The 12,883-nt window shown below is 66.1% G+C and carries 8 protein-coding genes and 1 pseudogene; 6 read left to right on the forward strand and 3 right to left on the reverse strand.

Features of this window, described 5'->3' with window-relative positions; all coding sequences use genetic code 11:
• The first annotated feature begins 166 nt into the window (after window positions 1-166).
• The 3 genes from dnaN to I8E28_RS01995 all read left to right on the forward strand — a co-directional run bounded on the left by dnaN (window position 167) and on the right by I8E28_RS01995 (window position 6,042).
• Window positions 167-1,273, forward strand: a complete 1,107-nt coding sequence (gene dnaN, locus I8E28_RS01985) for a DNA polymerase III subunit beta (protein WP_200786173.1) — start codon at window positions 167-169, stop codon at window positions 1,271-1,273.
• Between the two features lie 139 nt (window positions 1,274-1,412).
• Window positions 1,413-4,025 carry a DNA topoisomerase (ATP-hydrolyzing) subunit B gene (gene gyrB / locus I8E28_RS01990; protein ID WP_200786174.1) on the forward strand — a complete coding sequence of 871 codons (2,613 nt, stop codon included), beginning with the start codon at window positions 1,413-1,415 and terminating at the stop codon, window positions 4,023-4,025.
• Between the two features lie 22 nt (window positions 4,026-4,047).
• A complete protein-coding gene (locus I8E28_RS01995) occupies window positions 4,048-6,042 on the forward strand; it encodes a DUF2075 domain-containing protein (RefSeq protein WP_338050705.1) in 1,995 nt (664 codons plus the stop codon).
• Here I8E28_RS01995 and I8E28_RS02000 read toward each other — a convergent pair whose 3' ends face one another.
• Window positions 6,043-6,399, reverse strand: coding sequence for a hypothetical protein (locus I8E28_RS02000; RefSeq protein ID WP_200786176.1), 357 nt, complete (start codon window positions 6,397-6,399; stop codon window positions 6,043-6,045).
• Between the two features lie 102 nt (window positions 6,400-6,501).
• Between I8E28_RS02000 and I8E28_RS02005 the strand changes: the two genes are divergently transcribed.
• Both I8E28_RS02005 and I8E28_RS02010 read left to right on the forward strand, forming a co-directional pair.
• Window positions 6,502-7,080 (forward strand): hypothetical protein, encoded by a 579-nt coding sequence (locus I8E28_RS02005; protein ID WP_200786177.1) that lies wholly within the window; start codon window positions 6,502-6,504, stop codon window positions 7,078-7,080.
• Between the two features lie 57 nt (window positions 7,081-7,137).
• Window positions 7,138-7,911 carry a CPBP family glutamic-type intramembrane protease gene (locus I8E28_RS02010; protein WP_200786178.1) on the forward strand — a complete coding sequence of 258 codons (774 nt, stop codon included), beginning with the start codon at window positions 7,138-7,140 and terminating at the stop codon, window positions 7,909-7,911.
• A gap of 30 nt (window positions 7,912-7,941) precedes the next feature.
• Here I8E28_RS02010 and I8E28_RS02015 read toward each other — a convergent pair whose 3' ends face one another.
• Window positions 7,942-8,406, reverse strand: coding sequence for a cyanophycin metabolism-associated DUF1854 family protein (locus I8E28_RS02015; RefSeq protein ID WP_200786179.1), 465 nt, complete (start codon window positions 8,404-8,406; stop codon window positions 7,942-7,944).
• Complete coding sequence (locus I8E28_RS02020) at window positions 8,403-10,625, reverse strand: cyanophycin metabolism-associated ABC transporter (RefSeq protein WP_200786180.1); 2,223 nt, start codon at window positions 10,623-10,625, stop codon at window positions 8,403-8,405. The genes I8E28_RS02015 and I8E28_RS02020 overlap by 4 nt, the downstream gene beginning before the upstream one ends.
• A gap of 74 nt (window positions 10,626-10,699) precedes the next feature.
• On the opposite strand from I8E28_RS02020, the pseudogene I8E28_RS02025 reads away from it, so the two are divergent.
• A pseudogene (locus I8E28_RS02025) lies at window positions 10,700-12,882 on the forward strand (cyanophycin synthetase).
• Window position 12,883 lies beyond the last annotated feature (1 nt).

A 12,883-nucleotide genomic window follows, 5' to 3' on the forward strand; every position in this document is an offset into this window, starting at 1 on the left:
AGCGGTGGGTCCCCGCCTCCGCGGGGACGACGGACTGGATCTGCGCGGCGGCAAGTGCCTGATGAAAAAGGGGAAAATGGCGTTTGTCCCCCCCAGGACGCCAGCCCTTGTCTAGCGACTACGACCTTTAATCAAAGACAAATACCAAGAGGAAAGAGGGAACAGCATGATCGTCCTGAAGGCTCCCCAGGAGAAGGTGCTCTCGGTGCTGCAGTCCGTGGCGGGCATCGTCGAACGCCGCCATACGCTCCCGATCCTGGCGAACGTGCTGATTCGCAAGACGGGCGGGCAGGTGCAGCTGACCACCAGCGACCTGGAGATCCAGATCCGCACCACCGCGGACCTGGGCGGCGACACCGGCAACTTCACCACCACGGTGGGCGCGCGCAAGTTGATCGACATCCTGCGCACGATGCCGTCCGACCAGACGGTGAGCCTCGAGTCCAGCCAGAACAAGCTGGTGCTCAAGGGCGGCAAGTCGCGCTTCTCGCTGCAGACGCTGCCGGCCGAGGACTTCCCGCTGGTGCAGGAAGCCGCGAACTTCGGCCCCGCCTTCAGCGTGCCGCAGAAGACGCTCAAGGGCCTGCTGGCGCAGGTGTCCTTCGCGATGGCGGTGCACGACATCCGCTACTACCTCAATGGCATCCTGTTCGTGGCCGAAGGCAAGCAGCTGTCGCTGGTGGCCACCGACGGCCACCGCCTGGCGTTCGCCAGCGCCACGCTGGACAAGGAAGTGCCGCGGCAAGAGGTGATCCTGCCGCGCAAGACGGTGCTGGAGATGCAGCGCCTGCTGGTCGAAGGCGAAGGCGCCATCGAGATGCAGTTCGCCAGCAACCAGGCCAAGTTCTCGTTCGAGGGGATGGAGTTCGTCACCAAGCTGGTCGAGGGCAAGTTCCCCGACTACAACCGCGTGATCCCCAAGAACCACAAGAACCACGTCACGCTGGGCCGCGTGCCGCTGCTGGCCAGCCTGCAGCGCACCGCCATCCTGACGAGCGAGAAGTTCAAGGGCGTGCGCCTGAACCTGGAGCCGGGCACCCTGAAGGTCGCCAGCAACAACGCCGAGCAGGAAGAGGCCACCGACGAACTCGACATCGACTACGGCGGCGACGCCATCGAGATCGGCTTCAACGTCACCTACCTCATCGACGCGCTGGCCAACATGGGCCAGGACATGGTGAAGCTGGAACTGGCCGACTCCAACAGTTCCGCGCTCATCACCAACCCGGAAGACGCCAACTTCAAGTACGTCGTCATGCCTATGAGGATTTGATGAACTGTCGTTCCGGCGAAAGCCGGAATCCATGCCTGATCGAGCATGGATTGCGGGTCGAGCCCGCAATGACGACGTCCTGAGGAGCCCGCCCCACCAGGCGGGTTCCGTCCTTCAAGAGTTTGAGAGAAGTGCGCGAATGTCTGATCAGAACCAAGTGAATACCGGTCCCGCAGGCGAGGACAGCTCCAACTTCCAGCCCCAGATCGACACCAACCAGGCCGGCGCCAGCGCCGCCTACGGCGAGTCGTCGATCCAGATCCTGGAAGGCCTGGAGGCCGTGCGCAAGCGCCCGGGCATGTACATCGGCGACACCAGCGACGGCACGGGCCTGCACCACTTGGTGTTCGAGGTGGTCGACAACTCCATCGACGAGGCGCTGGCCGGCCACTGCGACGACATCGTGGTGACCATCCACACCGACAACTCCATCAGCGTGGTGGACAACGGGCGCGGCATCCCCACCGGCGTGAAGATGGACGACAAGCACGAGCCCAAGCGCTCGGCGGCCGAGATCGCGCTGACGGAACTGCACGCCGGCGGCAAGTTCAACCAGAACAGCTACAAGGTCTCGGGTGGCCTGCACGGCGTGGGCGTGAGCTGTGTCAACGCGCTGTCCAAGATGCTGCGCCTGACCGTGCGCCGCGACGGCAAGGTGCACGTGCTGGAGTTCAGCAAGGGTTTCGTGCAGAACCCCGTCACCGAGATGCGCGACGGCGTGGAAGTGCGCCCGATGCAGATCCTGGGCGACACGGACAAGCGCGGCACCGAGGTGCACTTCCTGCCCGACACCGAGATCTTCAAGGAGAACAACGACTTCCACTACGAGATCCTCTCGAAGCGGCTGCGCGAGCTCTCCTTCCTGAACAACGGTGTCAACATCAAGCTGCACGACGAGCGCACCGGCAAGACCGACGACTTCGCCGGCGCCGGTGGCGTGAAGGGCTTCGTCGACTACATCAACAAGGGCAAGAGCGTCCTGCACCCGAATGCCTTCGTCGCCATGGGCGACCGGCAGAGCGACCAGGGCACCAACATCGGTGTCGAGGTGGCGATGCAGTGGAACAGCGGCTACAACGAGCAGGTGCTCTGTTTCACCAACAACATCCCGCAGCGCGATGGCGGCACGCACCTCACCGGCCTGCGCGCGGCGATGACTCGCGTCATCAACAAGTACATCGAAGAGAGCGAGCTGGCCAAGAAGGCCAAGGTGGAAGTCAGCGGCGACGACATGCGCGAAGGCCTCACCTGCGTGCTGAGCGTCAAGGTGCCCGAGCCCAAGTTTTCCAGCCAGACCAAGGACAAGCTGGTCTCCAGCGAGGTGCGCGGCCCGGTGGAAGACGTGGTGGCCCGCACGCTGGGCGACTACCTGCAGGAGCGGCCCAACGACGCCAAGATCATCGTCGGCAAGATCATCGAAGCCGCGCGTGCGCGTGAAGCGGCGCGCAAGGCGCGCGAGATGACGCGCCGCAAGGGCGTGCTCGATGGCATGGGCCTGCCGGGCAAGCTGGCGGACTGCCAGGAGAAGGACCCCGCGATGTGCGAGATCTACATCGTGGAGGGCGACTCCGCCGGCGGCAGCGCCAAGCAGGGCCGCGACCGGAAGTTCCAGGCCATCCTGCCGCTGCGCGGCAAGATCCTGAACGTGGAGAAGGCGCGCTACGAGAAGCTGCTGACCAGCAATGAAATCCTGACGCTGATCACCGCGCTGGGCACCGGCATCGGCAAGGCCGGCACCATCAACAGCAACGGCAAGGGTGACACCGACGACTTCAACGTCGCCAAGCTGCGCTACCACCGCATCATCATCATGACCGACGCGGACGTGGACGGCGCGCACATCCGCACGCTGCTGCTCACGTTCTTCTACCGCCAGATGCCCGAGCTGGTGGAGCGTGGCCACATCTACATCGCGCAGCCGCCGCTGTACAAGGTCAAGGCCGGCAAGGAGGAGCTGTACCTGCAAGGGCCCGGCGACCTCGACACCTTCCTGCTGCGCATCGCGCTCAATGGCGCCAGCGTGCACACGGGCGGCGACAACGGCACCCTGCTGACGGGCGACACATTGGCCGAACTGGCGCGCAAGCACCAGGTGGCCGAGCAGGTCATCCACCGCCTGACCAACTTCATGGATGCCGAAGCCTTGCGCGCCATCGCTGACGGCGTGCGCCTGAACCTGGACACCGTGGCCGACGCCGAAGCCAGCGCGGTCGCCCTGCAAACGAAGTTGCAGGAACTGGACCGCGCCAGCAACCAGGCGCCGGCCGAAGTCGCGGGCGAGTTCGACGCCCGCACCGACAAGCCCGTGCTGCGCATCAGCCGCCGCCACCACGGCAACGTGAAGAGCAGCGTGATCACGCAGGACTTCGTGCACGGCGCCGACTACAAGGCGCTAGCCGAAGCCGCCGACACCTTCCGCGGCCTGCTGCACGAGGGCGCGCGCGTGATGCGCGGCGAAGGCGAACGGCAGAAGGAAGAACGCGTGGGCGACTTCCGCCAGGCCATGCGCTGGCTCCTCTCGGAAGCCGAGCGCGCCACCTCGCGCCAGCGCTACAAGGGCCTGGGCGAGATGAACCCCGAGCAGCTGTGGGAAACCACCATGGACCCCAACGTGCGCCGCCTGCTGCGCGTGCAGATCGAGGACGCGATCGAGGCGGACAAGGTGTTCACGATGCTGATGGGCGATGAGGTGGAGCCGCGCAGGGACTTCATCGAGACGAATGCGCTCCGCGCCGCAAACATCGACGTCTGAAGTTGCAGCTGCCAGTTACAGAGTGGCACGCTCGCGCGCTTATTACAGCAGTGACCTCGCGACATTCCTCGATGAGGAGAACACGCGGATTCTGGGCACGTTGTCACGCGCCGCGAGCGATGACGGTCCAATAGAGCCCGCCCAACTGCTCTCTTGGGAACAGCAGATTCGCTGTCTCACGTCCGCGCTCAGGTCTCACCCTGCCTCAACTGGCGGGGTTTTTTTTGAGTACGCGGTTCCGAGGCTTGGAAGGCGTATTGATGTCGTGTTGGTTCTTGGCGGAGTTGTCTTCGTCATCGAATTCAAGGTGGGCGCGAAGCAATACACTGCCGCCGCACTGGATCAGGTTTGGGACTACGCGCTTGACCTGAAGAACTTCCATGAGACATCGCACGACAAGGTGCTATGCCCGGTGCTTGTTGCGACAGACGCTCCTGCACGGCCTATCAGGACTGCAACAAGCGTCAGAGACGATGGCGTCCTCGTTCCGATCTGCTGTAACTCTGCCCAGTTGGATGCTGTCCTGGATCATGTTCTCCAATCCAGACCGCAATCGCTCGTCGTGGCGCGAGACTGGGATGCTGGTCGCTATGCCCCAACGCCAAGCATCATTGAAGCGGCATTAGCGCTTTACTCTGGCCATGGCGTCGCGGAGATCTCGCGGTTCGGCGCCGAGGAGAGAAACCTACGAGAGACTTCTAGCGCCGTTGATGCCTTGATCGAACAATGCCGCGAATCGCGACAGAAGGCGATTTGCTTTGTCACGGGCGTGCCCGGTGCGGGGAAAACACTGGTTGGTTTGAACGTCGCGGCCACGCACGCGCAGCAAGGCGACACTCATTCTGTTTTCCTGTCTGGCAACGGGCCCCTTGTTGCTGTTCTGCGAGAGGCGCTCACGAGAGATCAGGTCCGTCGCACGCGCGCGCGCGGAGAGAAGTTGACTAAGTCTGCTGCGCTGACAACCGTCAAGTCCTTCATCCAGAACGTCCACCACTTCCGCGACGAATACTTGCGCGACCAGCGACCGCCCGTTGACCACGTAGCTGTGTTCGATGAGGCTCAACGCGCATGGAATTTGACGCAAACTGCAGCCTTCATGCAGAGGAAGCGCGGCCAGGCCGGGTTCGATATGTCCGAGCCGGAGTACCTAATTTCGTGCATGGACCGGCACCCTGATTGGGCAGTGATCGTCTGTCTGGTTGGAGGCGGGCAGGAGATCAATACGGGTGAGGCGGGCATTCGCGGCTGGCTCGAGGCGCTTTCACGCCGGTTCCCCCACTGGAAGGTGCACTTGCCTGCCGAACTGCGGGATAGCGAATACCAGGTTGCGGATTTCTTGCGGCAGGCGCCCCCGACCTTTTCTGTTGTCAATGACGAGCGCCTGCACCTCGCAGTGTCCATGCGCTCATTCCGGGCGCAACACGTCTCGACGCTCGTGAAGCAAGTGCTTGATCTCGAGCGACAAGAGGCGGTGAGGACTCTCGTTAGAGTGCTTCCGAGCTATCCCATCGTTCTGACCCGCGACGTCAATCTCGGCAAGGAGTGGGTTCGCTCCCAAGCTCGAGGGAACGAACGCTACGGTCTCATGGTCTCGTCCCAGGCGGAGCGACTAAGGCCGCATGCGATTCACGTGCGCGCACCGATGGATCCGGTCCACTGGTTTTTGGACGGGAAGGAGGACGTGCGGTCGTCCTACTACCTCGAAGACGTGGCAACAGAGTTTCACGTCCAAGGCTTGGAGTTGGACTGGGGCTGTGTTGTTTGGGACGGCGACTTCAGGTTTGCAGGGTCAGCCTGGACGCACCACGCCTTCGTGGGAAGCAAGTGGCAGAACATCAACAGCCCTGAACGGCGAACGTTTCAGAAGAACGCCTATCGAGTCCTTCTGACCCGAGCGCGGCAGGGGGTGGCCATTGTTGTTCCAACTGGCACCGCCAGCGATGCAACGCGAGACCCGAAGTTCTACGACTCCACCTTCGAATACCTTAGGCAGATCGGTATACCTGTCCTTCGGTAATCAGCAGCGCAACGCGAATTGACGATCTCGGTGCTTCTTGCGTTCGGAAGCAAGCCAGTCCTGCATGGCCGCCGATTGAGGCTGACGGGCTTGAGCATCGATACTGAGTACAGCCTGTTCCAGCGCAGCACACTCCGCGCGGCGATCAATGCTCGCATCTCGATGATCGGAAACATTCGCTGCGGCCGCGGCGCCGCTGTGAGCCTGCGGTGGAGGCTGGGTTTGCGTCAACGTGCTCTGAACTTGACGAACCGGGTCTGCGACGTTGGGCTCTTGCAGGGTGACCACGCTGGTTTGCGCGCCGGGTTCGCAAGGACCATCAGAGAACGTCACCCGACCACCAAGGATGCACTTCACCACTTCTCTGCGCGTTGCGCGCGGCGGGGTTCTCACACTTTGAGAGTGGACCGACGGCGTAGGCAGCGGAGTTGGAGTGGACGCAGGCGGGGCGGGGGCTTGGTGCGAGCGACCGACAACAGGATATCGATCGAAGGCGAGCCACACGAGGGCAAGAACCGCCAGGGTGATGAGGACTACGCCCCACCCGGAATTTTCGGGTGGAGTGAAGACAGATCGCAAATCTGCATTTCGATCGAACTTTTCCGCTTTGCGCAGTGCCACCGCGTTGATCACATGAAACGAGCCAATGCACAGTGTAGTCAGCACGCGTACACTGCCCTCTCGACCTCCGCCGCCCTCCTTCGTGCCCTGGGCAGCGCTTCGCAGCCTGAAGCGGGTCACTCCGAAGCCATCGCACTTTCCCATCCCAGGAGTGCGCATGCAGACCCCAACGGCGACTTCGCCGATTCCCTCGACACCCACGGGCACCAGGCGTTCCACGCCTGGGACCTGAGCCACTGCGACGTGCGCGACCTGCGGCCGTCGTACGAGCTCGCGCGGTACCACCATGAGCAGGAAGGCGGGCCGGAGCCGGTGGACCTGCGCACGCGGATCCGGGCAACGCAGGTGGAGTGCGACCGGCCGTTCTTCCGCTTCCTGCGCGCCGCCGAAGACCGCACGCGCATCCGCTTCATCTAGGCGGCGCCTCTCTCAGGGCGTCCGTGGGTGGGGCGCGGCGCCGCAGACAATACGTGCGTGTCCCCGCTGTCCGCCGCTCGCCCGCGCTTCTGGCTTTTCGCCTTCGGCCCGCTCTTCCTCGCGTACCACCTGCCTGAAGTCGCCGCGCGTCTCGGCGTGGCAGCGGGGGTGGCCTCGGCGGCGCTGCTGCTGTTCTTTCCCCTCGCGTTCTGGCTCGGGCGCCGCAGCGGCCCGGGGCCGTTGTCGGCCTATGGCCTGGCTCCTCGCAACGAGTGGTGGGCCTGGCTGGCGGCGCTCTTCCTGCTGGCGGTCGTCGCGAAGATTGCAGCCATCGCAATCGGCGTGCACTGGGGCCTGTACCTGTCGGGCGGCCCGGCCGGTCGCGCGATCGATGCGGGGACGTGGTTCTCCTTGCTGCTGGTCACCTTCGTGCCCTCGCTCGCCGAGGACATCCTCACGCGGGGCGTGTTCGCACAGTCGCCGCTCGCGCGCAGCGGCCTGGTGTTCGTGGTCGCGACGGCGGCCGTGTACGTCCTCAACCACGTGTGGCGCCTCGGTGCGGGCTGGCGCGAGTGGTTCATGCTGCTTTGCTTCGGCATCGCCTACGGGCTGGCGTTCTGGCGGACGGGGACGTTATGGGCCGCGTTAGGGTTGCACTGGGGATGGAATTTCGCGGGACAGGCGATCGACGCCGCATGGCAGGTGGATGTGCACGCGCAGGGCGGGGTCAAGGTGCTCTCGGCGGCGGTGCATCTGGGGATGGCGCTTGTCGTCGTGGCGGTGACGAAGCGGGGCGGTGGCAGGGATGGATTCCGGCTTCCGCCGGAATGACAGGGCGGGGGACGGAGCGGAGAGGGAGTTCTACAGGAAGCGCTCCAACAACTTCCGCGAATGTCGGTCCAGTCCAGATCGGTTCGCGATCCGAAAGTTGATCCCTTCCCCACTCGCAATCAACAGCGCCCCGTCCCCAAGCCGCCGAATATCTTCTTCCCCTTTCAGCACGAACTGCGTCGCCCCGCGATCGGTCACCACGCTCCACGTGCTGGGCGTCGAGAAGCTGGACACCGCCTCGATGCGCTGCACCGTCGGCACGAATTCGCGCCCGGCCAGCTCCTCTTCGATCAAGGCGCGGACCTCACCAGCAAGTGACCCGAGGTGCTCCACCCAAGCCACCTCCCGCCCCTCGCCACTCACCAGCGACACGCCTTCCTCTGGCGCAGCCAGCGGAAACGCCCGCACCGGCACCACGCCCTCGTGCACCGCGCCGTCCGCCAGCGTCAGCACCAGCCGGCCGAATGAACTCCGTTCAAGCTTGAACATCGTCATTCCCCCGCCGGATGCGCTGCATGCACCGGCGCCGGAAGTTGCAGCTGGTCTTCCTCATCGACCTGACGTGCCTGCGCTTCATACAGCCGCCAATACGCGCTTTGCTTGGCGATCAACTCGTCGTGCGGCCCCACCTCCACCACCCGCCCCCGATCCATCACCACCAACCGATCCGCCTTGCGCAGCGTGGACAGGCGGTGTGCGATGGCAATGGTGGTGCGGCCCTGCACCAGGTTGTCCAGCGCCTTCTGGATCTCCTTCTCCGTTTCCGTGTCGACGCTGGAGGTGGCTTCGTCCAGGATCAGGATGCGCGGGTCGATCAGCAGCGCGCGGGCGATCGAGATGCGCTGGCGCTCGCCGCCCGACAGGCCCTGGCCGCGTTCGCCGACCATGGAGTCGTAGCCCAGGGGCAGGCGCAGGATGAACTCGTGCGCGTGCGCGGCGCGCGCGGCGGCGACGATCTCGGCGCGGGTGGCGTCAGGGCGGCCGTAGGCGATGTTCTCGGCGATGGTGCCGAAGAACAGGAAGGGCTCCTGAAGCACCAGGCCGATGTGGCGCCGGTAGTCGGCCACGCCGAAGCGCCGGATGTCGGTGCCGTCGACCTTGATGGCGCCGTCGGTCACGTCGTAGAAGCGGCAGATCAGGTTGACCAGCGTGCTCTTGCCCGATCCGCTGTGGCCCACCAGGCCGATCATTTCGCCGGGGCGGATCGACAGGTCCAGGCCGCGGATCACGCTGCGGTTGCCGTAGCGGAAGCCCAGGCCCTGCATGTCGATCGCGCCTCGTAGCGATTCGATCTTCACTGGCTGCGCCGGCTCGGGCACGTTGGACACGTGGTCCAGGATGTCGAAGATGCGCTTGGCGCCGGCGGCTGCCTTCTGCGTGACCGAGACGATGCGGCTCATCGAGTCCAGCCGCGTGTAGAAGCGTCCGATGTACGCGATGAAGGCCGTGAGCACGCCCACCGTGATCTCGCTCTTGCTCACCAGCCAGATGCCGAAGGCCCAGACCACCAGCAGGCCGACGTCGGTCAGCAGCGACACGGTCGGCGAGAACAGGCTCCAGGTCTTATTGAGCTTGTCGTTGACGACCAGGTTGGCCTGGTTGGCCTCGCGGAAGCGCTGCGCCTCGCGCCGCTCCTGCGCGAAGGCCTTGACCACGCGGATGCCCGGGATGGTGTCGGCCAGCACGCTGGTCACGTCGCTCCAGACTCGGTCGATCTTCTCGAAGCCGGTGCGCAGGCGGTCGCGCACGGCGTGGATCATCCAGGCGATGAAGGGCAGCGGCAGCAGCGTCGCCAGCGCCAGCCAGGGGTTGATCGAGAACAGGATGGCCGCCGTCATGGCGAACATCAGGACGTCGGTGGCGAAGTCCAGCGCGTGTAGCGACAGGAAGACCGAGATGCGGTCGGTCTCGGAGCCGATGCGCGCCACCAGGTCGCCGGTGCGCTTGCCGCCGAAGTAGTCCAGCGACAGCTGCAGCAGGTGCTCGAAGGCCGTGGTGCGCAGGTCGGCCGCGATGCGCTCGGACACCAGGGCCAGCAGCCAGGTGCGCGCCCAGCCCAGGCTCCACGCCAGCAGCGCCGAGCCGAGCAGTCCGGCCAGCAGCAGCAGCACGTAGCCGGCGTCGATGCGCTGGCCGTTCTGGAACGGGATCAGCACCTTGTCCATCAGCGGGATGGTCAGGTAGGGCGGCACCAGCGTCGCGGCGGTGGACGCGAGCGTCAGCCCGAAGCCGATGGCCAGCTGCTTGCGGTACGGGCGGGCGAAGCGGGCCAGGCGCAGCAGGACCCAGGTCGAGGGCGGGCGGGTGTCCTCGTCGGCCTCGTCCTCGCTGGCGGCCTCCTCCGGCGCGGGCTCGCCCGATTGCAGGCGCTCGAAACGGGCGACGAAGGCCAGCACCGCGCGCTGCTGCGCCAGCGTGAAGCGCCACAAAGCCACGCGCCGCGTGCGATCCAGCAACTCCAGCGTGCCAATTCCCGCATGGTCGCCGTGGCGCAGCACCATGCCGTCAGCCAGTTGCCAGTCAGCCCACTGGCCGTCCACGCAAGCTAGCAGCCGCTTCTCGGTCAGGACCAACGCTCCGGTGTTGAAGTGCATCGCCGCGTCGATGTCAACCTCCAGGGTGGCCAAGACGTTCTCGTTGCTGTCGAGTTCCGTGTCGAGCGCCTTGCGCCAGTCCGGGCCCGGCACTGCGACGGCCGGAGAAGTAGATTGCATGCGGCGGTGGTGAGGAAACACTGGGCCCGTGCCCTGGTTGGGACGCGGATTTTCGCCCAAGCCGGCAACTGCCCATGAGCAAGCACAACAACATCCGACTGCTGCGCGTCAACTACCTGCGCGGCCCCAACCTCTGGACCTACCGGCCGGTGCTCGAAGCCTGGCTGGACCTCGGCGAGCTGGAAGACTGGCCGTCGAACAAGCTCCCCGGGTTCAACGATCGGCTCACCGCGCTGCTGCCCGCGCTCATCGAACACCATTGCGGCGTCGGCGAGCGCGGCGGCTTCCTGCAGCGGCTGCAGGAAGGCACCTGGGCCGGCCATGTGCTGGAACACGTGGTCATCGAGCTGCTGAACCTGGCCGGCATGCCTACCGGCTTCGGCCAGACGCGCAGCACCTCGCAGCGCGGCGTCTACCGCATGGTGTTCCGCGCCCGTGACGAGCAGGTCGCGCGCAGTGCGCTGGCGCAGGGCCACCGCCTGCTCATGGCGGCCATCAACGGCGAATCCTTCGATGTGGCCCAGGCTGTCGGCAAGATCCGCGAGCAGGTCGACGACTCGTACCTCGGCCCAGCACCGCCGCCATCGTGGCCGCGGCGACCGACCGGCGCATCCCGCACATCCGCCTGAACGACGGCAACCTGGTGCAGCTGGGGCACGGCGCCCGCCAGCGCCGCATCTGGACCGCCGAGACCGACCGCACCAGCGCCATCGCCCAGGGCATCGCCGGCGACAAGGACCTGACCAAGCGCCTGATCGCCGGCTGCGGCGTCCCGGTGCCGGAGGGCCGCGCCGTTGCCTCACCGGCCGAGGCCTGGGAGGCGGCGCAGGACATCGGGCTGCCCGTCGTCGTCAAGCCCAGCGACGGCAACCACGGCCGCGGCGTGATGCTGGACCTGCGCACCCAGGCGGATGTCGAAGCCGCCTTCGCGATCGCCGAGCCCCATGGCAGCGAAGTCCTGGTCGAACGCTCCATCCCGGGTGACGAGCACCGGCTGCTGGTGGTCGCCGGCAAGGTGGTGGCGGCGGCGCGTGGCGAGACCGCCTGGGTCACCGCCGACGGCCGCTCGACCGTGCGCCAGCTGGTCGACGCGCAGATCAACAGCGACCCGCGCCGCGGCACCACCGAAGACTACCCGCTGAACCGGCTGGTGCTCGAAGAAGACGAGGCCATCCTGGGGGACCTGACGCGGCAAGGCCTCACGCCCGATGCGGTGCCCGAGGCGGGCCGCAAGGTGCTGATCCAGCGCAATGGCAACGTCGCGATCGACTGCACCGACCAGGTCCACCCCGAAGTCGAACACGTGGTCGCCCTGGCCGCGCGCATCGTCGGGCTGGACATTGCCGGCATCGACCTCGTGGCGCAGGACATCTCGCGACCGCTGCACGAGCAGGGCGGTGCGATCGTCGAAGTCAACGCCGGCCCCGGCCTGCTGGCGCACCTGAAGCCCGCGGTGGGCCAGCCGCGCCCGGTGGGCCGCGCCATCGTCGACGCGCTGTTCCCCATGGCCGACGAACGCGCACACGCCGGCCGCATCCCCATCGTCGGCGTCGCCGGCACGCGCGGCACCACCCGCATCGCGCAGCTGGTCGCCTGGCTCGCGCAGTTGCGCGGCCTGCGCGTGGGCCTGGCCTGTGCCGACGGTCTCTTCCTCGATCGCCGCTGCCTGGCACCTGGCGACGCGCGCCGCTTCGACGTGGCGCACCGCCTGCTGGTCAACCGCAACGTGAAGGCCGCCGTGTTCGAGAACGATGCCCGCTGCATCCTGCGCGACGGCCTGGCCTACGACCGCTGCACGGTCGGCGTGGTCACCGATTTCGATGGTTCCGAGGCGCTGGCCGACTTCGACGTGCAATCGCCGGAGCAGATGGCCAAGGTGCTGCGAACGCAGGTCGACGTGGTGCTGGACGACGGCGTCGCCGTGCTGAACGCGGCGGACGAGCGCGTCGCGGCGCTGGGCGAGTTCTGCGACGGCGAGGTCATTCTCTACGCGGCCGATGCGCGCACGCCTGCACTGCTGGCGCATCGCGACAAGGGCGCGCGCGGCGGCCGTGTCGTGTTCCTGCAGGACGGCCGGCCGGTGCTGGCCACCGGCAGCGCCGAGGCGCGACTGGCCGTGCTGTCGCCCGCCGCACGGGGCGACATGGACGACGACACCTTGCTTGCCGTCGTCGCCACCGCCTGGGCGCTGGACATCCCGCGCGACCTCATCACCGCCGGCCTCGAGACTTTCGACGCCCACAACGCCGCAGCCTGAG

Source organism: Ramlibacter algicola (assembly GCF_016641735.1).
Classification (GTDB): Bacteria; Pseudomonadota; Gammaproteobacteria; order Burkholderiales; family Burkholderiaceae_C; genus Ramlibacter; species Ramlibacter algicola.